General features: G+C 36.5%; 23 protein-coding genes and 2 tRNA genes. 12 read left to right on the plus strand and 13 right to left on the minus strand.

The annotated features are described in order from the left end of the window. The first annotated feature begins 7 nt into the window (after window positions 1–7). The 7 genes from serS (at window position 8) to FJR45_RS09935 (ending at window position 4,864) form a co-directional block, all read left to right on the plus strand. Window positions 8–1,258, plus strand: coding sequence for a serine--tRNA ligase (gene serS, locus FJR45_RS09905; RefSeq protein WP_193150383.1), 1,251 nt, complete (start codon window positions 8–10; stop codon window positions 1,256–1,258). Between the two features lie 204 nt (window positions 1,259–1,462). Further along, a complete protein-coding gene (locus FJR45_RS09910) occupies window positions 1,463–2,176 on the plus strand; it encodes a FlgO family outer membrane protein (protein WP_193150384.1) in 714 nt (237 codons plus the stop codon). Between the two features lies 1 nt (window position 2,177). Further along, entirely contained in the window at window positions 2,178–2,750 is a 573-nt protein-coding gene (locus FJR45_RS09915; RefSeq protein ID WP_193150385.1) for a FlgO family outer membrane protein, read from the plus strand. A gap of 367 nt (window positions 2,751–3,117) precedes the next feature. Further along, entirely contained in the window at window positions 3,118–3,336 is a 219-nt protein-coding gene (locus FJR45_RS09920) for a cold-shock protein (protein ID WP_151901482.1), read from the plus strand. A 67-nt stretch (window positions 3,337–3,403) separates the two neighbouring features. After that, window positions 3,404–3,480 (plus strand) — tRNA-Met (locus FJR45_RS09925). 57 nt (window positions 3,481–3,537) lie between these two features. Beyond that, window positions 3,538–4,431 (plus strand): D-alanine--D-alanine ligase family protein, encoded by an 894-nt coding sequence (locus FJR45_RS09930; protein ID WP_193150386.1) that lies wholly within the window; start codon window positions 3,538–3,540, stop codon window positions 4,429–4,431. Between the two features lie 241 nt (window positions 4,432–4,672). Next, window positions 4,673–4,864: a hypothetical protein gene (locus FJR45_RS09935; protein ID WP_193150387.1), complete on the plus strand. Its 192-nt coding sequence runs from the start codon at window positions 4,673–4,675 to the stop codon at window positions 4,862–4,864. A gap of 20 nt (window positions 4,865–4,884) precedes the next feature. On the opposite strand, the gene FJR45_RS09940 is transcribed toward FJR45_RS09935, so the two are convergent. Further along, window positions 4,885–5,748 carry a hypothetical protein gene (locus tag FJR45_RS09940; protein ID WP_193150388.1) on the minus strand — a complete coding sequence of 288 codons (864 nt, stop codon included), beginning with the start codon at window positions 5,746–5,748 and terminating at the stop codon, window positions 4,885–4,887. Window positions 5,749–5,953: 205 nt separating this feature from the next. On the opposite strand from FJR45_RS09940, the gene FJR45_RS09945 reads away from it, so the two are divergent. Next, window positions 5,954–8,293 carry a tetratricopeptide repeat protein gene (locus FJR45_RS09945; protein ID WP_193150389.1) on the plus strand — a complete coding sequence of 780 codons (2,340 nt, stop codon included), beginning with the start codon at window positions 5,954–5,956 and terminating at the stop codon, window positions 8,291–8,293. A 25-nt stretch (window positions 8,294–8,318) separates the two neighbouring features. Here the strand turns inward: FJR45_RS09945 and FJR45_RS09950 are convergent, their stop codons facing one another. The 7 genes from FJR45_RS09950 to FJR45_RS09980 form a co-directional block, all read right to left on the minus strand. Continuing rightward, on the minus strand, window positions 8,319–8,951 hold the full coding sequence (locus tag FJR45_RS09950) for a phosphatidylserine decarboxylase (RefSeq protein WP_193150390.1): 633 nt from the start codon (window positions 8,949–8,951) through the stop codon (window positions 8,319–8,321). Beyond that, window positions 8,941–10,920 (minus strand): ATP-dependent zinc metalloprotease FtsH, encoded by a 1,980-nt coding sequence (ftsH, locus tag FJR45_RS09955; protein WP_193150391.1) that lies wholly within the window; start codon window positions 10,918–10,920, stop codon window positions 8,941–8,943. Before ftsH ends, FJR45_RS09950 begins: the two co-directional genes overlap by 11 nt. Before the next feature lie 5 nt (window positions 10,921–10,925). Then, window positions 10,926–11,729: a 50S ribosomal protein L11 methyltransferase gene (locus tag FJR45_RS09960; RefSeq protein WP_430739308.1), complete on the minus strand. Its 804-nt coding sequence runs from the start codon at window positions 11,727–11,729 to the stop codon at window positions 10,926–10,928. 26 nt (window positions 11,730–11,755) lie between these two features. Continuing rightward, window positions 11,756–12,130 carry a chemotaxis response regulator CheY gene (locus FJR45_RS09965; protein WP_151899728.1) on the minus strand — a complete coding sequence of 125 codons (375 nt, stop codon included), beginning with the start codon at window positions 12,128–12,130 and terminating at the stop codon, window positions 11,756–11,758. Window positions 12,131–12,199: 69 nt separating this feature from the next. Further along, window positions 12,200–12,910, minus strand: coding sequence for a 1-(5-phosphoribosyl)-5-[(5-phosphoribosylamino)methylideneamino]imidazole-4-carboxamide isomerase (hisA, locus tag FJR45_RS09970; protein ID WP_193150393.1), 711 nt, complete (start codon window positions 12,908–12,910; stop codon window positions 12,200–12,202). A 20-nt stretch (window positions 12,911–12,930) separates the two neighbouring features. Then, entirely contained in the window at window positions 12,931–13,542 is a 612-nt protein-coding gene (hisH, locus tag FJR45_RS09975) for an imidazole glycerol phosphate synthase subunit HisH (RefSeq protein ID WP_193150394.1), read from the minus strand. Further along, window positions 13,542–14,447: a PDC sensor domain-containing protein gene (locus FJR45_RS09980; RefSeq protein ID WP_193150395.1), complete on the minus strand. Its 906-nt coding sequence runs from the start codon at window positions 14,445–14,447 to the stop codon at window positions 13,542–13,544. Before FJR45_RS09980 ends, hisH begins: the two co-directional genes overlap by 1 nt. A 90-nt stretch (window positions 14,448–14,537) precedes the next feature. Here FJR45_RS09980 and waaC point away from each other — a divergent pair, with 90 nt between their 5' ends. Beyond that, window positions 14,538–15,539 (plus strand): lipopolysaccharide heptosyltransferase I, encoded by a 1,002-nt coding sequence (gene waaC / locus FJR45_RS09985; protein ID WP_193150396.1) that lies wholly within the window; start codon window positions 14,538–14,540, stop codon window positions 15,537–15,539. After that, window positions 15,529–16,410 carry a lipid A biosynthesis lauroyl acyltransferase gene (locus FJR45_RS09990; RefSeq protein ID WP_193150397.1) on the plus strand — a complete coding sequence of 294 codons (882 nt, stop codon included), beginning with the start codon at window positions 15,529–15,531 and terminating at the stop codon, window positions 16,408–16,410. The genes waaC and FJR45_RS09990 overlap by 11 nt, the downstream gene beginning before the upstream one ends. On the opposite strand, the gene FJR45_RS09995 is transcribed toward FJR45_RS09990, so the two are convergent. Genes FJR45_RS09995 through panB form a run of 3 tightly spaced genes read right to left on the minus strand, consistent with a single transcriptional unit; the run spans window position 16,407 to window position 19,270 of the window. Continuing rightward, window positions 16,407–17,465, minus strand: coding sequence for an AI-2E family transporter (locus tag FJR45_RS09995; protein ID WP_193150398.1), 1,059 nt, complete (start codon window positions 17,463–17,465; stop codon window positions 16,407–16,409). The genes FJR45_RS09990 and FJR45_RS09995 overlap by 4 nt on opposite strands. Then, a complete protein-coding gene (ruvB, locus tag FJR45_RS10000) occupies window positions 17,466–18,479 on the minus strand; it encodes a Holliday junction branch migration DNA helicase RuvB (RefSeq protein WP_193150399.1) in 1,014 nt (337 codons plus the stop codon). Next, complete coding sequence (gene panB / locus FJR45_RS10005) at window positions 18,479–19,270, minus strand: 3-methyl-2-oxobutanoate hydroxymethyltransferase (RefSeq protein WP_193150400.1); 792 nt, start codon at window positions 19,268–19,270, stop codon at window positions 18,479–18,481. Before panB ends, ruvB begins: the two co-directional genes overlap by 1 nt. Before the next feature lie 80 nt (window positions 19,271–19,350). Between panB and FJR45_RS10010 the strand changes: the two genes are divergently transcribed. Both FJR45_RS10010 and trpA read left to right on the plus strand, forming a co-directional pair. Continuing rightward, window positions 19,351–19,752, plus strand: a complete 402-nt coding sequence (locus FJR45_RS10010; RefSeq protein ID WP_193150401.1) for an Hpt domain-containing protein — start codon at window positions 19,351–19,353, stop codon at window positions 19,750–19,752. 1 nt (window position 19,753) lies between these two features. Continuing rightward, entirely contained in the window at window positions 19,754–20,494 is a 741-nt protein-coding gene (gene trpA, locus FJR45_RS10015; RefSeq protein ID WP_193150402.1) for a tryptophan synthase subunit alpha, read from the plus strand. Here the strand turns inward: trpA and FJR45_RS10020 are convergent. Continuing rightward, the gene (locus tag FJR45_RS10020) at window positions 20,491–21,420 is read right to left on the minus strand and encodes an esterase-like activity of phytase family protein (protein ID WP_193150403.1); all 930 of its coding nucleotides are present in this window, start codon (window positions 21,418–21,420) and stop codon (window positions 20,491–20,493) included. The genes trpA and FJR45_RS10020 overlap by 4 nt on opposite strands. A gap of 17 nt (window positions 21,421–21,437) precedes the next feature. Further along, window positions 21,438–21,513 (minus strand) — tRNA-Arg (locus tag FJR45_RS10025). Between the last annotated feature and the right edge of the window lie 46 nt (window positions 21,514–21,559).

Consider the following 21,559-nt stretch of genomic DNA (forward strand, 5'->3'; position numbering starts at 1 on the left):
GATAAAAATGATTGATTTAAAACTATTACAAAAAGATTTTGACGGTATAAGCAAAAAACTGATGCGCAAAGGCGTTGATGCAAAGCTTTTGGAAAAAGTGAAAATAAAATTTGAAGAACTCAAAGAAGCAAAAGCCCACTTTGAAACCCTTCAGGCTGCGCAAAATGCTATGAGCAAAGAGTTCGGTGTCTACAAACGTGAAGGCAAAGATGTCTCAGAGCTGAAGAAAAAAGTTGACGAAAATAAAATCCGTATTGCTGATGCTTTGGAAGTGCAACGCCTTCGTCAAGAAGAACTCGAAGCGCTTGCAATGGCTATACCCAATATACCTGATGATGATGTGCCAGACGGTAAAGATGAAGATGACAATGTCGAAATAAAAAAAGTGCTCACACCAAGGGAGTTTTCATTTACCCCAAAAGAGCACTGGGAACTGGCAGAACAAAACGGCTGGATAGACTTTGAACGCGGTGTCAAACTGGCAACTTCACGCTTTTCTGTCAGCTTTGGCATGGGTGCAAGACTTGAACGAGCACTTATAAACTTTATGCTTGACTTTAACCGTGAACGCGGATTTGAAGAGGTCAGTGTTCCTGCACTTGTCAACAGAAAAGCCCTTGAAGGTACAGGGCAGCTTCCAAAATTTGAAGATGACCTCTATAAAGTAGAGGATCCTGAGCTTTTCCTTATTCCTACAGCCGAGGTTCCTCTTACAAATCTCTATCAGGATGAGATACTCACAACAGAGGAACTGCCCAAAACAATGACTGCCTATACTTCATGTTTTCGAAAAGAGGCCGGGGCTGCAGGACGGGACACAAGAGGCATGATACGCCAGCATCAGTTTCACAAAGTAGAACTTGTAAGCATTGCTACACCGGGTGAAAGCGATATAATTTTTGAAAATATGGTTACATGTGCATCTGATTTACTCACTGCTTTGGAATTACCACACAGACTGGTAACTCTGTGTACAGGAGATTTGGGTTTTTCCGCGGCTAAAACAATCGATCTTGAAGTATGGCTGCCCGGGCAAAACAAATACCGTGAAATCTCTTCTGTAAGCAATACAAGAGATTTTCAGGCAAGACGTGCCAAAATCCGTTTTAAAAACGGGAAAAAAAATGAACTCGTACATACCCTCAACGGTTCTTCTCTTGCCGTTGGCCGCACACTTGTAGCCATTATGGAAAACTTTCAAAATGAAGACGGAAGCATAGATATTCCTGAAGTTTTACATCCTTATCTTGGGATGTAAATACTTCTTTGTTTATATGTACAAATTAAAGTTTATTATCACTACTTGCTTGTTTACCCTTTATATTATAATAAAAAATCCTTAGTTTTAAAAGATTCTAAACTATCAAAACAATTTTTTATTTTTTAAATTAAAATTTACAACATTAATCACTATTTAACAATATATAAGTCATAATTTGTAAAATTAATATAAAGGCTTAATATGAAAAATAAATTCATTAAAATTTCACTTACATTGTTAACAATAATTACATTGTCAGCCTGTAGTGGACATAAAATAGAGACATTGGGTGTGGTACCAGACCTATACACTGTTGCAAGTGCCAGAAATATGCATAATCAAATAACAAATATTCCAATTGTTCCTACAATAGGACAAGCATCTCTTATTGGAGCCTCTGAATTTCAAAAACATAAAAATATAATTACAAAAAATATTATTGTTACATCTACTGTAAATGTCAACAACTTTAAACAATCTTCTAATTTTGGAAGACTATTCTCTGAGTCCATGATTGCTAATTTCAAAAGACTAGGATGGAATGTAATAGATTTCAGAGGACAATTTCCTACAATTGCTGAAAAAAAAGGTGAATTTTATCTTAGTAGAAAAGATGTTAGTAAACTTCCAATTAATTCAGTCATATTTGTAGCAACATATGGAGAATATAAAGGTGGGCTATTAATTAATATGCGTATATTAGATGAACATAACAATGTAATTACAGCATCAAGTGTCCAGTTAAATGATTCCAGTGCTTTAGCATTATCTAAAATAAGCAATTGTGAGAGAATCGCTTGTTCCGCAAATGCTAAACCCGATACAGATAATTTTACTATATCAATAAAAGAAGATAATTGTGTTAGTGGATCAAGATGTAAATGCAAAAATAAAAATAATTGTTCAGGAAACTAAAATGAAAATAATACTACTAACTTTCTCATTGATTTTTTTTATATCTGGATGTGTAGGTACTAACCCAGCCCTAACTTATAAAAAAACCGATATTAAAAAGCATGGATTGTATTCACAAGAAGTTGAAAGTATTTATATAAACTATATAGCTTTCTCAGATGAGTCAGTAAAAAATATTTTTAAAAAAGTAAAACAACTACCTGCAAAAATAATAGTAACTGATTTTGTTGATATGACATCTTTAAATAATTGCACAAAGCTAGGATATGTCTTTTCAAATAATATTAAAAATTCAATAATTAATAATTATGATATTGATGTTATTGAAGCAGAAGTTTCTAAATATTTTAAAATCTCAGACAATGGCATTAAAATTTTATCGAGAGATATAAAAAAGCTTCGTTCAACAAGTTTCAATATTAAATATGCAGTAGTAGGTACATATACATACAGCCACAATGAATTAATTGTATTTGTTAAACTAATTAACTTAAAGACAGGTGTTATTGAAGGTTCTTATGCTAAAACATTTCCAATGGGAGAAGGGACAAAAATGATGTTGTATAACAAATAACATGGTTATACTAATTCATAATCTATCTTTGAATGAAAATTTCTTCATTCAAAGATAGAATACTATATATAGTTTTAACTTTGTTAAAAACATAATATATACATATTATATTGACCAAATAATATAAAGTATACGTTTGTATATTTCTCTTCTATATTATATTTCTAAAAAGAATTCTACATATTCCTTGCATTTAAATTTTATTTAAGATATACTTCCAACAAGAAAAGATGATTCTAGTTACATCTTTAGATTGCTTTATATTGATAACTTCTTTGTTTCCAGTACATTCACCTAAAAGAAAAACTTTATATTAGATTTTTATCATCAAAGAAATTTGGTGTACTCAAACAAACAAGGATTTACAATGGCAACATTACAAAATGGAACAGTTAAATGGTTCAACAGTGACAAAGGTTTCGGATTTATCGAAGTAGAAGATGGCGGCAAAGATGTATTTGTACATTATCGTCAAATTAATGACAACGGACACTCTCGTGTTTCACTTGACGAAGGTCAAAAAGTAACTTTTGAAGTCGGTCAAGGTGACAAAGGTCCACAAGCAGAAAACGTTACAGGTCTGTAACATCTTCACAGCGGGCAGTTTATCAAAACTGTCTGCTCTTTTTAACATCCACTTTAGACTCAAATATCGCGGAATAGAGCAGTTCGGTAGCTCGTCGGGCTCATAACCCGAAGGTCGCAAGTTCAAATCTTGCTTCCGCAACCAAATCACAAAAATTACAACACTTATGTAGCCAGTTAATTTTACCAAGGATACGCACTAGTGAATATAGAAATTATAACAGCAAAAAATGAACATTTAAAAGAGAACTCCATCTTACATGCTATCGCATCCCTTGGATATACTGCTGAAGTTCATGAATGCCACACCATACAAGGCCTACACCAAACAGTACAAAGAAAACCTCACCTGGCTATCCTTACTCTTAACAATATTGTCACTGAAGACGGAGAAAAAATCTGGCTCTGTGACTTTTTCAAAAAACACAATATTAACTTTACCGGTTCAGATAAAAAAGCTCTGCTCTTTGATGCAGATACAGAACTGGCAAAATCCTATCTTAAAGAAAAAGGTATCAGTACATCAAGATATTTTATTGCCAATGCAGAAAAATATCTGCGTGATTATGACATACCTATTAATTATCCCCTGGTTGTAAAACCAGCCCGTTCCGTACAATGTCAGGAAGATAACAAATGTTTTACTGTCAACAGTTTCAGCGAATTTGAAAAAAGCGTTTCTTCTCTTTCTGATACATATAATGTTCCTGTTTTGATTGAAGAGTATCTCGATGGAGAAGACTATCTTGTATCCATCATAAAAACAAAAGAAGATGATATGCTGATCTCCTCTGTAAAGGTTTTGCGATCAAACAACGGCAATAAAAACATTCTGGAAAACATTGAAGACCAAACAATCAAAGAGAGTGTTGAAAATCTTGCAATAGATGCCTATATTGATCTTGGTGTCAGAGATTTTGGACAAATCAGTATAAGAACAAACCAAAGCGGTCAGTGTTTTTTTATGCAGACAAATCTCAATCCTGATATTACTGACAAAAACAGCTCCTTTATTGAAACTTTTGCTGCAGGACTTGACCTTGATTATGATGCAATTGTTAAGTATATTCTGCAGGAGTGCAGTAAAAGAGATTAAGGTTCCCTTCAATGCTGTTAAGTTGAGCAGTTTTTTGGAACCCGGACTTCAGTCCAGGCTGAGAGTAGCAAAACTATTGCAACAGCCGGCACTGAAGTACCGGTTCCGAGAAGGCATTAATTTTTTTAAATTAATGACGTTGAAGGTGCCCTTAATTAAGAACTGCAATTATATTAAAATTATTTATATATATTAAGTTTTTTTGCAATAAGATAGTAGCATATCCTTTAAGGAGGACGCTATGAAAAAAAGACTCTCAAAATATTTCAACATTTATGTCATCATTGCTTTAATTGGCGGATTTTCCTTTTTATATCTTGCATCTTTTGCCTTTGTTCTCAATGATGTAGCAACAGGCTCCAGTCTGCAGATGAAAAAAGCAAAAATAGAAAAACAAAGACAAATTTGTCTCAAAGACCCGACACAATGTTAAAAGCGTTATAGGCCTTTACATTACTCTTTTGTATTTGAATAACGCATCACAAATATAAAAAGACTCAGTACTGCAACCATGATACCTACCCCTGCTATCAGATAAAATGCATGTATCATTTGTTCATAATCACTCAAAGCGATTTTAAATACTACCATTAATGACTCTATAGACAATGCAATAATAATAGACGTTAAAAACCTTGCCAAAAGTTTGTTTTCTATATTGTACTCTCTGCTTATACTTTTATAAAACACTTCATGTTCCAAAATTGTTTTTGAAAGATCAAAAATAGCCAAAGCCAGTGTCAAGGCGATAATAGAACGAAACAGCCCTGACAAAATATCTGTGTCCTGTGCAGCAAAAATCAGCCAAACAGTATAAAAAGCATAAACAATCAACGAAAAAGAGAACAAAGAGAGTAAAAATCCGAAAATCCCATAAAAATACTGTGTAAATTTACTGAAATATTCATGCCCCTCTACCAAAGACAACTCTTTTAAGAGGGTATATAATTCAAAATCATATACAAAATATTCATCATTTACAAAATGCACTGCTGTAATATAAGGTGTTGCGCTTCTTGAATTTACATATACATTTGAAATGTAGATATTGTCATCTCTGAACTGTATGCGTTCAAGCAAATGTGATTTATTCAGTCCAAGATATGTTTTATCATCTTCTTGCGGAGTATAAAGTGGCGTAATCTGTTTTAAATTTTTACTTATTTTATAAGTAGCCTGCAGTGCCGGAAAAAGTGAAAAAAGTGATTCTTTTACTACTGTATCATATGCATCTGTGTCAACGCTTTCTATCATTGCAGTCAAAGAATTTTCTATAAATGAATATTGCTTTTTGTATATTGAAATAATTTCTTTCATAATCTACCTCGCTTCATGCATTACATATATGCATCAAATCAGGTAGTTACTGATATAATACTCTTTAAAATATAAGATATAATAATATTATTTTATTAGAAAAATATTTTTATATTAAAAAGAATGATATTGTTTGAGAGTTCAGAGCATTGGTACTTTTTTTGCTTATTCAATACAAAAGATGCAATATTTAACAGGGTAGTCAATGGCTGATGCACAAGAAGAGATAATAATCATAGAAGACAGCGATGCAGTATTGCATTCGCATGAGCAAAATGACGAATTTCTTGATGAAAATGATGAAGAATCCAAACAGAAAAAAATCATTCTTTTTGGAGGAATTGCTGTTATTGTTGTGTTGCTTATTGCTGTTACTGCACTCTTGCTGATAAAAAAATCCTCTACAAAAAAAGTTGACAATTTCAGTCTCCTGGAAAACAAACTTCAAGAAGCAAAAGCACCCGTTATAGAACAAAGTAAACTTGAAAATATGATTGCCAAAGCAAATTATCTCTATGCAACAGGCGCAAAAGAAAAAGCTTTGGCTCTTTATGAAAATATTGCCTACTATTCTCAAGCTATATCACAATACAATCTTGGTGTTGCCCAAATGAAAAACAAGCAGTATGCACTGGCGTTGAAAACATTTCAAAATGCGATACTCAATGATGAGAAAAGATGTGTAAGCGCTATAAATGCGGCAGTATGTTCATTACATGTAAAGGATCAATCTAGTTTTAAATACTACATCGACCTGGCTTATGCCTACTTGCCATATGAGATTAATTCGCCTTTGTACTCATATTACTATACTCTTATAAGCTATTATAACAAAAACTATCTCGGTGCTTTAAATGCCCTCAAAAATACAGATCATCCTGCATATCCTGTTATACAGAATCATTTAAGCGCAAAAATCAATGCTTTGTATAACAATAACTATGATGCGATTGATGCTTTGGAAAAAATTAATGAAGAGGTAGATGATTTCAGTCTGGCCCTGCTGTATGCGCGTATAGGAGACTTTAATCTTGCGATTGAGCATCTCAACACAGCTATCACAAAAAACAATCAGCCACTCAGGGCAAAATTGGCACGCAGTTATATAAATCTTAAAGCAGGACATACAAAAAAAGCGGCATCACAACTCAAAAAAATTACAGATGAATATCCGAAAAAAGTTTATAAGATTTATCCTATAAGTGTCAAACTCAAAGATGCTTTATTTGATCCCCAAAAAGCCCAGACCCTCTACAGGAAAAAAATTCAGGATTCAAAATTTCTTAATTTTCAGAAAATCTTTTATTTTTCACCCTATAAAATCTTTAATGCAAATCAGACAATCAGTTACATTAGAAAAGGAAATGCAAATATATATATTGACAATATTCAATCTGCACAGGAATATCTCAAAAAAAGCTATTCTGCATCAAATGTTGATATAGGAATAACAAAAGCCATTAAAAAGGCTCTTTCTTTAAAAATTCGAGAAGCAAACCAGGATTTGCAAAAACTTGTTAAAATACAGCCAAAACACTCTATTTTACATTATAATTTAGCCCTGACCTATGCACAAATGGGAGATATGCTCCAGGCGAACAAACACTTTTTACGTTCCTATCACTTAGATGCCAAAAACTATCTTTCCGGTGTTTATGCTGTTATGACCAGTAAACTGATAAATAAAGATTACACAAAACTGGAATCTATTTTAAAAGACTCCCTCTCCAGCGAAAACAGCAGTGAAGAGATTGATTTGTACAATACTCTTTTACATATCAACGACAATGACTATCTCTCAGCAATTGAATGGCTTGACAAAAACTACAAACAAAGACCTTTGTATCTTATGCTCAAGGTACTTATTGGAATGAAAACAAAAAATTTGGACAGAGCAAAATCTGCTGCATCCAAACTCACAGTCATCTTTCCTCATGATATCCTGCCGCATATGATCTATATAGATACGTATTTCGGTAACTATTCCATACCAAAATACGCAGAGGAGGTCTTGAAATACTTAAACACTCAGCAATTTACCTATACTGATTTATATTATGGCCCCTTCATTACGAGATACACATATATACAGGAACATTTAATTACCGGAAGGCTCTACTACCTGCAAGAGCAGCTAAAGTATGTTTTACAGACAAAAGATACTGATATACAGGACATAGAAAGTGCTTTGGCTTTGACACTCCTGTATAACAAAAAATTTGAAGAAGCCTATACCCATTACAACCATTTAATTGACGAGTTGAAAGTCCAGGATGCGTATACACTCTATTTGGGAGCGGTTGCCTCAACTGCGGCCAAACATCATGCCAATGCAATAGCATTGCTAGAGTTGTCAAAAATGAAAAATGAAAATTTTTATGAAGCCAGATATGCACTCGCCCTTTTGTATATGGAGATTAAGAACAATGAAGGAGCCGCCATTCAACTGCAAAAAATAGATAATGACAGCTTCGAATCAGAATATTTTGAATTTAATATTGACACAGACAAACTCCTGTTTATGAAAGAGCATCCCAATGGATAAGTGCCTGAGTATAATGACTTGTTGTCTAAGTAAAATAACCGATTAGAGAGTGCACTGCCTGGACTTCATTGTTTGGTTTAGTGTCCAGTCTGAAATTCTTTGGAAGATAGAGTTCGGTAACGCTGTTCGTTGCAAACCCGTATCTTGTCCCTTTGTATAAGGTTTCTTTGGTGGGGATTTCTACAGCAATCGGCGCAAAACTCTGCTTGAGTCTATGGAGAACTTTGATTTTATTGTTATGGGTATCAACAAATAAAAGTTCTGCACGTTCATTTAAACCATAAAAGAGCTTTGATTTTTTTGATGTTCTTGCACCTCTGACTGTTTTGACACTCTCAAGATGTCCGCTTAAGGGGATCCGTAATATGCCGACATTTCTGTAATCTGATTCTATAACTACTCTATAGGCATACTCACCGCTTTCAAGTGTATCTATAGATTTTACAATACCGTCAACAGGAGAGATTACGGCTTTGTCATCCAAAAAAGTATTCTCTCTTTCGGGGTTTCTAAAACTGTACATAAAAAACAGTGCAAGAACAAAAGCAGAAAAGGAAAAAAACTCTAAATCCAAAAGCCCAAATATCAGGGCGGCAAGCAAGGCATAAAGAATATATTTATACCCGTTTTTGCTTACAATAAAAAGATTATTTTTCATCACTTTTTCCGTCACTGTTTTCAGTGTCTGTCATAGTGGCATCTGCTTTTAGTTCTTCTTCAATGCTCTCGCTGTTTTCTACAACTTTAGACTCTATGCCATTTTCTTTTTCAAAATTTATAATAATTTCTCTGACTTCGTCCCCTGTAATATTCTCTTTTTTATAAAGCAGAGCAACCATTGCTTCAATCGCCCCACTGTACTCTTTTAAGCGGTTTACAACAGCTTTGTAGTGCTCATCCAATGACTTTTTGATGTATTCATCCATCTCCTCTGCCATTCTTTCACTGTACTCACGTGTCGCCTGCTGCGGACCGCCCAAAAATGACTGACGGGATTTTTCAAGCACCATGAGTCCTGCAATATCGCTCATTCCGTATGTCTGAACCATTGATTTTATAATGTCTGTGGCACGTTCCAAATCATTTCCGGCACCTGTGGAAATTTCACCGATAAATACTTCTTCTGCAGCACGCCCGCCAAGTAAGGTATCTACTTCTGCCCACAGTTCATGCATCTGCATCATATATTTGTTTTCTTCAGGCTTGTTCAGTGTATAACCAAGTGCTGCCAAACCACGAGGCACTATAGAAACTTTGGAAACTTTTTTTGCTCCATCTGTTGTCTCTGCCATTAAAGCATGTCCACTTTCATGGTAAGCAACAATTTTCTTCTCTTTCGGATTGATACGGCGGGATTTTTTAGCAAGTCCGGCCAGGGCACGCTCAACGGCTTCATACATATCCTTCTGTTTCACTGTTTTTTGGCTTTTTCTTCCCGCAAGCAGTGCTGCTTCATTGACTATGTTTGCCAAATCCGCACCGGCCAGTCCTGCTGTCAAACGTGCCAACTCTTCCAAATCCACATCTTTGTCTATTTTGACATTCTTTACATGTACTTTTAGAATCTTGACACGACCTTCAAAGTCTGGTTTGTCCACAAGCACTTGTCTGTCAAAACGCCCGGGACGCAACAGTGCCTGATCTAGAATTTCAGGTCTGTTTGTCGCTGCCAAAATTATGACAGGTGTATCTGTTCCAAAACCGTCCATCTCTGCCAAAAGCTGATTGAGTGTCTGCTCACGCTCATCATTACCACCCATAACCCCACCGGCTGCACGACTTTTACCGATAGCATCAATCTCATCTATAAATATAATACTCGGTGCATCTTTTTTTGCCTGTTCAAACAAATCACGAACACGGGCTGCACCCACACCGACAAACATCTCTATAAAGCTTGAACCGCTTACTGAGAAAAACGGTACTTCCGCTTCTCCGGCAACAGCTTTGGCAAGCAGCGTTTTACCGGTTCCTGGACTACCTACCAACAAAACACCTTTGGGAATTTTTGCACCGATTTCCACATAACGACCGGGATATTTCAAGAAGTCTACAATCTCCTGCACCTCTTCTTTTGCCTCTTCCACACCGGCCACATCATCAAACTTTGTGTCCGGTTTTTCCGAATTGATCAACTTTTTGGAATTTCCCATTCCAAGCAGTCCTCCGCCCATACTCTTTTGCATACGGCCGGCAAAAAACATCCAGATGGCAATGATAATCAAAAACGGGAACAGCCAGCCAAACATCTCGGTAAACCAGTTTGTTTCACTGAATCCTGTGTAGTCTATTTTTTCTTTGTCCAAAAGCTTTATGAGTTCATTATCCCCTTTGACAACTCTTGTTGTGTAGATTTTTGAACCGTCTGTTGATATCGCTCTTATGTATGTTTGGCCTATCTCAACTTTTTTTACTGCTTTGGATTTCACAAGCGCTTTGAGCTCTGAATAGTCAACCGGCTTAATTCTTGTTGTTGATGTTCCCATCACAGAACTGTTGCCGGCACCTTCGCCAACCATTACTTTAAACAACAAAATCACTACAACTGAAAATATTGCAAATGTGATCAGTGGATTTTGATTAAAAAAGTTATTATTATTGTTGTTCTTGTTTTCGTTATCTGCCATTTTTATTATTTCTCTCTTTTTAAAACTAATGTAACCCATTCGTCCTGGGCTATTCTTTGTGTTATTTTACAGTCTTTGTAAGCATTAAGCACTTTTTCTTCATACTTATCCAGTATACCAGATAAAATTAAGACTCCGTCTTCTGCCATTACTTTTTTTAAATCATTTGCGATAAATGTCAACACATCTGCAACTATGTTTGCTACAACTATAGTGTACTTTTCATCCAAATTTGAAGCAGAACCTTCCCAGATAGAGTGAAACTCCAAATTATTCAATTTTGCATTTTTTATAGAATTTTCAACAGATACAGGGTCCGTGTCACAAGCATCCACGACAGCTCCGAGCTTCATAGCTGCAATACCCAGTATACCACTGCCGCAACCAACATCTAAAACTCTGTCATCTTTTTTCACATATTGAGAAATTGCGCGCAAAGAAGAAGCAGTTGTCGGATGATGCCCTGTACCAAAAGCAAGTGCCGGATCTATTACGATATTTATCAGGTTTGGATGATTGTCACTCCATGTAGGATGGATGTAAAATTTATCTATAACAAGGGGTTCTATACTGTTTTTGTAAGATTCTACCCAGTCATTGTTTTGGAGTTTTTTTTGTGTACACTCTACTTCCACAGATTTGCCGAGTGCTTTTTGTAAAGCTTCCGCAAACTGCTCAAGCCCCCACATTATAGTGTCAAGTTCTTCTTCACTTCTTATAATGAACCCGTTGTCTGTCTCTTCAAACCCGATCGGCAAAGTATCTGCCAAAAAATCGGCAAAGAGTTCATGATGTGAAGAGACTTTCACTACTAATTCGTAGTAATGCTCCTGCATTACTCAGATACACCCATCACTGCAGCAAGTTTTTCTTTTAAAACCTGAGGCGTAAATGGTTTTACGATATAGTTGTTTACTCCGGCTTTAAGTGCTGTAATAACCTCTGCTTTTCCACCTTCAGTCGTAACCATAATGATAGGTGTGTCTTTAAAGCGCTCATCCGCACGAACTTTTTTGACAAGCTCAAGCCCGTTCATCTCAGGCATATTCCAGTCTGTGATTAGCATATCAATATCAGGATTTGCGTCCATTTGCGCCCAACCCTCAACACCGTCTGCACCTTCAAGTACATCTTTATAACCAAGTCGAGCCAATGTATTTTTTATAATACGGCGCATTGTAGAACTATCATCAACAACAAGTAATTTCAATTGAAATCCTTTACATAATATTTTGCATAATTTATATCTAATAATAGCAAAATTCTGTTTGTTTTGCTATTAATTTACCAATTTAAACATTTTGGCTAAATCTAACCTGCCCTCATAATAAGCTTTTCCAATGATAACACCATCTACTTCACCCGTGGCTATCAAAGCTTTTATGTCCTCTTCATCTTTTACACCGCCGCTTGCAATCGTACTTATTCCACTTGCTCTGGCAATATCAAGTGTAAAATCCACATTGACACCGCTGAGTGTACCGTCTTTGCCGACATCTGTGCATATTATCGCCTCTACACCGGCATTGGCAAACTCTTTTGCCAGGTCAGTTGCCAGCATCGTGCTCACTTCACCCCAGCCCTCAACTGCCACATAGCCGTCAATCGCATCAATACCCACAGCAATAGGATATTTCGCAGCCATATCTTTGACAAACTGAGGATCTTTTACCGCAATAGAACCTAAAATAATCCTGTCGATTCCGATATCCAACATCTTTTGAATCGTTCCTTCATCACGAATACCACCGCCAAGTTCAAGTTTCACATTGGAGTTTTCACGAATTTTAATGATTTGTTCAAGATTTTTAGGCTCTCCCGCAAATGCACCGTTTAAATCAACAAGATGCACCCACTCGGCACCCATTTCTTCAAATTTTTTCACTAATTCATAAGGCTCGTTTGAGTAGATTTTCGCACTCTCCATCAAACCTTTTGTCAAACGGACTGCTTTGCCGTCTTTTAAATCTATTGCAGGATATAATGTCATATTTCTCTCTTCCTTTTCTCTTACAGTTGTATAAAGTTTTCTAAAATTTTCAAACCGTTTTTATGGCTTTTTTCAGGATGCGGCTGTATTCCCATTATATTACCGTGGGCAACGGCAGAAGTAAATTTATAGCCATAATATGTTTCTCCGATAATGTCACTCTCATCTTTACATGTAACATGATATGTATGGACAAAATAAAGATAATGCTCATCATCCAGTCCTGCAAACAAAGGATGCTCTTTTGTAAACATCCTGTTCCATCCCATATGCGGAACTTTTAAAGGCTCATTGAATTTTTGTGTATCAAATTTTACAACACTGCCTTTTATAAGCCCGAGCCCTTCATGTTTGCCAAACTCTTCGGAATTTTCAAACAAAAGCTGCATTCCCAGACATATGCCAAGCATCGGTTTGCCACTCTTTGCAAACTCCTTTATAGACTCTACCATATTCCGTTCATGCAAATGCTGCATCGCATCACCAAAAGCACCGACACCGGGCAATATCAGCTTGTCATACTCTTTAAATTTATCAGGATTACTCTCAACTACTGTTTCTTGTCCAAGCTTGGCAAAGGCATTTTTCACACTTGCCAGATTTCCCATGTTATAATCAATTATTGCTATCATTAGTCATCTATCTTTAATTTTGTAAATTTAATATAAACTGCCAAAGAGACTATCAGTATACCTACACCCGCAATAATATACATGGAATAGATCAGCTTGTTTGGATCCGTAATTGCAAACTTGAACACAAGCATCAATGCTTCAATAGAGAGTGCGATAATGATAGAACCCAAAAAGCGAACCATTGTTTTGTGCGGTCCGGATATGTCATGTTCTTTGTAGCGTCCTAATATCTCCTCTTCAATGAGGGTTTTGGAGAGGTCAAAAATCGCCAACGAGAGTGTGAGTAAAATGGTTGCTTCAAAGACATCTTTAATCTGAAAATGCCCTATGGAAATTCCATACTCAAAAAAGCTCTCTATGCCTTTTACAAACAGTAAAAGTGAAATTGCCACCAAAGCAAATGCAAAAGCAGCATAGGTCCACTTGAAAAATTCTCCAAAAAAAGTGTCCATTTTATTGAGATGTGAAATTTTCAAGACCTCTTCAAGCGGCATATCAATACATGCAACATACTTAAGTGAACCGTTTTCATCATATATAGGTGCCGATGCTGTTACAGTCAAGTCACCTGTAATCAAAGACGGATAGGGGTCTGTAATCGTACATCTGCCTTCTCTGACTGCACGATAGTAGTATGCACGGTCCGCACGAATCTTTCCTATATCGTCATCTATCTGATCATCTTTTGTAAAAGTCGGACTTACCTGCACGCCCTTGTGGTCAAGGAGATAGACTCCCTCACAGTTTTCAAGATCTGCTTTTATTTTCAGCAGTCTCGGCATAATCATATCTTCACTTAAAGAAGGAAGTCTATTGGGAATATTCTTTGAAAAAAGGTAACAAAAATATGCTCTGGCTTTTGTTCTACCTTCGGCAAAGTGTTGAATATCTATAGGAACCATACAAGTCACTCCTTCTTAATTTTACTGACCTTAGGCAGTAATTTACCTGAATTATATCAAAGATTTACTATTATTGGTATAATGTCATTGATGAAAAAAGATATTAAAAGTATTGCTATTGTCAGACTCTCCGCACTCGGAGATATAATCAACAGCGCAGTTGTGTTGCAGTTTATTAAAAAAGAGTATCCTGATGCAAAAATAGAGTGGATAAGTGAAGAGATTTTTTCAGAGATTTTACGAGACAACAAACACCTGCATACAGTGCACACTGTCAATCTCAAAAAACTCAAAAAGACAAAAAGTTTTTCCTTGCTGAAAAAAACATTCTCTGCGCTCTCTATGCTGCCCGATTATGATGTTGTCATAGATATGCAAGGACTTTTAAAATCAGCAGCAGTTGCCAGAATCATAGGAAAAAATACCCATGGTTTTGATAAAAATTCAATACGCGAATCTTTGGCCGCACTTTTTTATAAAACAACCTCCTCTGTCCCGTATGAAGAAAATATTATAAAACGCAACTGTTTTGTTGTTGCTGACGCTCTTGGATTTGAGATTACGGATGCTATGATTTTAAACAAAGAACCCGTTTTTCCACAAAAAAAAGAGTTTTCACTACAAGGCGAGAAAAAAAACATTGCTTTTGTGATAGGCGCTTCCTGGTCTTCAAAAATTTATCCCAAAGAGTCTGTTGCAGACATTTGCAACAGACTCCAAGAACAGTGTTACATTATTTGGGGCAATGCATCTGAAAAAGAAGAGGCACAATGGATATGCCAACATTCAAAATATGCAACACTGGCCCCAAAACTCACACTGAACGAGCTTGTATCTTTTGTATCGAGTATGGATCTGCTGATAGGCAATGACACCGGTCCGACACATCTGGCATGGGCGCAAAATATTCCCTCTATTACCCTGCTCGGGCCTACAACAACAAGAATGATCTATGAAACACCGATAAATGTGGGAATAAAATCACCCTCAAACGTCAATATTTTAAAAATAGACAAGAACGATTTTTCTATAAAAGAAATTCCTGTAGAAAAAGTCACAAACAAAGCAAAGGAGCTTTTATATGGGCTATAAATTTCTCTTACTTCTTGAAAATATTTTAATGCTCTTGCCGCATGCTGCACGAAAAGCATTTTTTACTTTTTTAGCTTTTATCGGCTATAAAACAGCAAAAAAATACCGTTGCATCGTCAGACAAAACCTCAACTATGCCTTTGACAACAGTATGAGTGACGAAGAAATTGATACAATCACCCGATACAGTTTCAAAAATCTGCTCTACAATTTTATGCATCTAATGGAGATACGCCACCTCAGCAAAGAAAAAATTGCAGGCAAAATTACAGTAATAAATAAAAAAGAAGTTGAGAGAATTCACAAAGAAGGCCGTGCTGTTATTTATGTTACTCCGCATTACTGTGCCTGGGAACTTGGTGCGGCAGGGCTTGCTTTACATGTAGAGACCATTGCTCCTGTTTACAAAAAGCTTAAAAACAGAATCTATGAAAAATGGCTGCTCGATGCAAGAGCAAGGTTTGGCAATACAAATCTTGAAAAAACAAATGTTGTCAAACCCCTCATACGCCTTATAAAACAGGGAAAAGCCAGCGGAATTTTAATAGATACCAATATCAATGAAAAAGAAGGTGTTATGGTGGAGTTTTTAGGCAAACCTCTGCGTATGACGGCAACACCTGCTTATTTGGCACGCAAATTCAACGCTGCCATAGTGCCCGTACACATACGGACTGATGATGAAGAAAATTATACAATAATTATAGCTGATGAGATAAAAGTTGATAAAACAGAAAATGAAAAAGAAGATATACAAAAAGCAACACAGCTTCAAGCCGACTGGCTCACTTCCATCATACAAAAAGAGCCAAAATTCTGGTTTTGGCTCCATCGCCGATGGAAAAACGACAAACCGGAAATTTACAACTAAGCGGTTTCTTTGTTCTTTGTTTCACACTCTTGCGTTCTGGCTTCAAAAAGTTTTAAAATTGCAAGAAAAAAAGCTGTTATTGCAGGTCCTAGAATCATTCCCCAAAATCCGAAAGTAGTCAGCCCTGCAATAATTGCAAAGAAAATAACAAGTTCGTTAAGCTGTGCATCACTCTCTTTGAGCAGTCGATTGTTTATCTCTTTAATTATCAAAGGCTTCACAAAAGTATCCGCTATAATGGAAATCACAATAATTGAATAGAGTGCTATAAAAACAGCATTTGCATTATGCCCTACCGAAAATTCATAAATCATAAACGGAAGCCACATTAAAACGCCCCCTATAACAGGAAGTAAAGAAGCAAATCCGTACATAATGCCAAAAAGCAGACCGTTATAGCCCATAAAAGAAACAGCTATACCAAAGAGTGCGCCTTCAAACATTGCCGTAGCGATGATGGAGTAAAAAACAACACTCATAACAGCGGAGAGTTCCCGTGCAAGTAAGGTACTATCTTCAACAGACATCTGTACAACACGTTTGAGAAACTCTACAATTGTAGAACCGTTATACAGAGCAAAAAAGTAAAAAACAATGACCAAAAAAGCATTTTTCACAAAACCTGCACTGAATGTTCCTATCTTTGCTGCTACATGTAAAGCATTTGCAGTCAAACTGTTGATATCTATTCCTTTTAAAGAATCTGCAAGATAAGGTTTTAAAAAAAGCAGAAATTTCGGTGGATTGGTAATCAGTCCGTTTATATAGAGTTCTATATTTTGCAAACTGCTCGGCTCCAAATTATTCAGCTTGATTGTGAGTGTTGCCAAAAAGTAACCAAGCGGTGCAAAAAAGAGCATGGCAAGCAATAGACTTGATGCAAACGCCGCCAACAAACGAGAGGAAAACAACTCTTCAAAATAGTTATTGATCGTAGCCGTAGAAATTGCCAACAAAGCGGCAATAGTCATCACCAGTAAAAAAGGTTCATACAGAAGATACATCCAGTACAGAGAAGTAGCAAACAAAACAGCTATAAAATATTGTGATTTCATCTAAAAAAGTGTCCCGTCTTCATTCACACATGACATATTTAAAACATCATAGGTTGCCGGTGTTGCACGTCTGCCTTTGGCTGTTCGCTCCAAATAACCGTTTGCAAGCAGATACGGTTCCAAAACATCTTCTACCGTTCCCTCATCTTCACTTAATGCTGCGGCTATAGTGCTCAGTCCCATTGCACGCCCTTTGGCACTTGCTAAAAGTGTCAGTAGACGCAGATCCATTTCATCAAAACCGTGTGAATTGATGCCCAGCTCATCCAATGCATACTGAGTACGCTGATGGTTTATATTTTTTTCATCGGCTACCTCTGCAAAGTCTCTGACCCGACGCAACAGCCGCAAAGCGATACGGGGCGTTCCACGACTTCTTTTTGCAATCTCCAGAGCCGCTTCATGGATGATTTGACATTCGAGCTTATTCGATGCCTGAACAATGATCTTTGCCAGTTCTTCCTGATTGTAAAAATTCATGCGAAAACTCATACCGAACCTGTCCCTTAAAGGGTTTGAAAGCATTCCTGCCCGTGTTGTCGCCCCTATAAGGGTAAATCGCGGTAAATCAATCTTGACCGTCTGTGCCGCAGGACCACTGCCGATGATAATATCTATTCTGTAATCTTCCATAGAAGAGTATAAAATTTCTTCAACGGCAGGAGAGAGCCTGTGTATTTCATCGATAAAGAGAATGTCCCCCTCTTCCAGGTTTGTCAGGATTGCTGCCAAATCACCGCTTTTTTCTATCATCGGTGCGGCTGTTACTTTGATATTTGCATTCATTTCATTGGCGATAATCAAGGCCAAAGTTGTTTTGCCAAGTCCTGGAGGTCCATAAAACAAGACATGATCAAGTGCTTCATCTCTTTTTTTTGAAGCTTCTATAAAAACGGCTAGATTTTTTTTAATCTGTTCCTGCCCGATATATTCACTCCACGCATCCGGACGCAATGTAACTTCACTACTCTCTTCTTCAAGAGAAAAAGTTTCAATATCTACCACTCTTTCCATTAGTATATATGTTCCTCAGTTGGAAATTGACGATTCTGGACTTCATCTGCATACTCCTGCAAAGCTTTTTTAACAAGAGTAGCCCCGTCAAGATATTTTTTTACAAATTTTGGAGTAAACTCTTCAAAAAATCCCAACATATCAGAAAAGACCAAAACCTGTCCGTCTACTTCGGCACCTGCACCTATTCCTATAACCGGAATCGTCACACTCTGTGCAACCTCTTTTGCGACCTCTGCTTTTGTTCCTTCTATCACCATACAAAAGGCACCCGCTTCTTCAACAGCCTTGGCATCTTTGAGGAGTTGTTCTCTCTCATCAGCAGTTTTTCCTTTGACTTTGTATCCGCCTTCACTTCTTACCGACTGTGGCAAAAGTCCGATATGTCCACATACTGCAATGCCGTTATCTGTCAAATGTTTTATAATTCCAGCTTTGTCTTTTCCTCCTTCTATCTTGACACAGTCAGCCGGTGTTTTTTGAAAAACTTTTATAGCATTGCGTAAAGCATCTTCTTTGCATGTATAGGTTCCAAACGGCATGTCGCAAATGACAAAACTCTCCGGTGCCCCTTTACAGACGGCATTTGTATGATAAATCATTTGTTCCAATGTGGCACTGATCGTATCGCTGCGGCCTGCAAAGCTCATATTTAAACTGTCTCCTACCAAAATCATATCGGCACTTGGTTCGAGCAGTTTTGCAAAGAGTGCGTCATAGGCCGTTATCATCACCAAAGGCTTTTCGCCCTTTCTTTTTTTTATAGCTGTTATAGTTAATTTTTTACTCATTTTAAAACTCTTTATTATATTATATAGATGTATTTTAGCCAAAAATTGCTATAATCTGAACTATACAGGAGAATTATTTTATGGGTATAAGAAGTGATTTAGAAGAAAACTTTGATTTTGAAATTATTGATGAGTTTTTAGATCACTACGCTATGATGGTTGAGAGCATGGAAGTGATGATTCTGGACCTTTCAAAACCCAATATGTACGAAAGAAGTGTCAATGAACTTTTTCGTGTATTTCATAATATAAAATCAGCAAGTGGTTATTTAAAAATCATACCGATGAATAAACTGGCCGCTTTTGTTGAAGATGAGCTTGAATCTCTGCGTCAAAAAAAACCGCCTGTCAGTGATGAAACAACAGACTGGCTGTTAAATATCAGTGACATGTTTGCTGTTTGGAATGACGACTTGAGACAGAATAACAAACTCAGTAAAATAAAATACTCCTTATTAAAAATCCCTGACTTGGAAAAATAATTTGAAAAACTTAGTAGCATATATAACATCCGGATATCCGGAAAAATCTTTTACAGTTGACTTGAGTCTCTCCCTTGCACAAAGCGGTGTTGACACCTTGGAACTCGGCATTCCTTTCTCAGACCCTGTAGCCGATGGTCCTCTCATAGAAGAAGCAAACCACAAATCACTTGAGCTTGGATTTAAATTTAAGGATTTGCTTGAAATCTCCAAAGAGATTGCCCCTCAGGTAGATACACTCTGGATGGGTTATTTCAACAGTTTTTACCAACAGAACATGCAGCGTCTCATTCCTTTGGCAAAAGAACTTGGCATAAACGGACTGATTATTCCGGATGTCCCCCATGAAGAGGCGTTAGCATACAAAGATTTATTTCAAAGCAACAATATTGCAAACATCTCTTTTGTTGCCCCTACAGACAGCGAAGAGAGAATACAGACTGTTGTCAGCGATGCACAAAAATTCATCTATATGGTTGCTTATACAGGAATAACAGGCTCAGGAAAAGCCGAAGATCTGCAGCCTTTTTTAAACTCTATCAAAAAATACACCAAAACACCCGTATATGTAGGTTTCGGTGTCAATGAAAAAACAGCAAAAGAAAAAGTGCAAGGTGCTGACGGGGTCATTGTCGGCAGTGCTTTTGTGAAAATTTTACTCAATAATGATATAAACTATACGCAAAAAATCACACAATGCAGTGAACTTGCAAAAGTAATTAAAGATAAAATCAACACTTAGGGCTTTTTAGAGGTGTCCTTTATTTCAAAAAGCACCAAAAGTGTTTTTTGCAGCATATTCTCATTGTCATCACTGACCATCAGATATTTGTTTGCATACATATGTGTCAATCCCTCAAAGTTATCAAGTTTCCAACCGTTAGAGGAGTCAAGTTTGGCTAAAACTTCACTTTTACACACTCTGGACGCACTACATCTGTCTAAGTATACTTTCATCAAAGTACTCACCCGTCTGCGTGTAAAATAACTAAAATCACGCAGCAGTACCAAAACAGTATTCTCTGAAAAAAACTCCAAACTTACTATACTGCCGTCAGCGCTGAATTTAAATATTTGATTTTTCGTATAAAGTGTATGATATTTTGCATTTTTCAGCGGCAGTTCCGGTGCTGTCACAACACCATACTTGTCGTTACATGTAACGGATTCAAGTCCTTTGTTTTTACTGGCATAATTGTCTTTATTTTGTAAATCCTGATGTAATTTTACTTTTTTTATTTTAACGCCGTTTTTGCTATACAGACAAATTCGCTGTTTTCGCTCAAAGGAAATTAACAGATTATTCTTACAAAGTGTCAACCCTTCGGCATCTCTCTTTTTCTTTTTTAATTGCTTCCCTTTTTTGTTTTTTAAAAAATAAGCATCCAGATACTGCAAATCTGTAATCTTTCCATCAGTAATATTGATCAAAAATTTATATAGATACCCCTGATCGCTCACAAAATATAAAAAGCCGTCTTCATAAACAAGATCTGAAATTTCATGAAAAGGAATACCTTTTTTAGTCTCAAAATGTAAGATTTTTGCATCAAGTATTTTTATTTTTTGTTTCGTTACATGTAAAGTATTGTCTGGAGTAATTTTATATGCAGTGATTTGTGCATGAAGTTGTAAAAAAAACAATAAAACAAAGAAAAAGTATTTCAATAGTTTTGCCTTTTTTTTGGTCTCCCTACGAGGACTCGAACCTCGAGCTAGGCCTTAGGAGGGCCCTGCTTTATCCAGTTAAGCGATAAGGAGACAAAACAATACTTGCCTGTGAAGTACAAAATCCTTTTCACAGACA

This window comes from Sulfurimonas sediminis (assembly GCF_014905115.1).
In the GTDB taxonomy this organism is placed as follows: Bacteria; Campylobacterota; Campylobacteria; order Campylobacterales; family Sulfurimonadaceae; genus Sulfurimonas; species Sulfurimonas sediminis.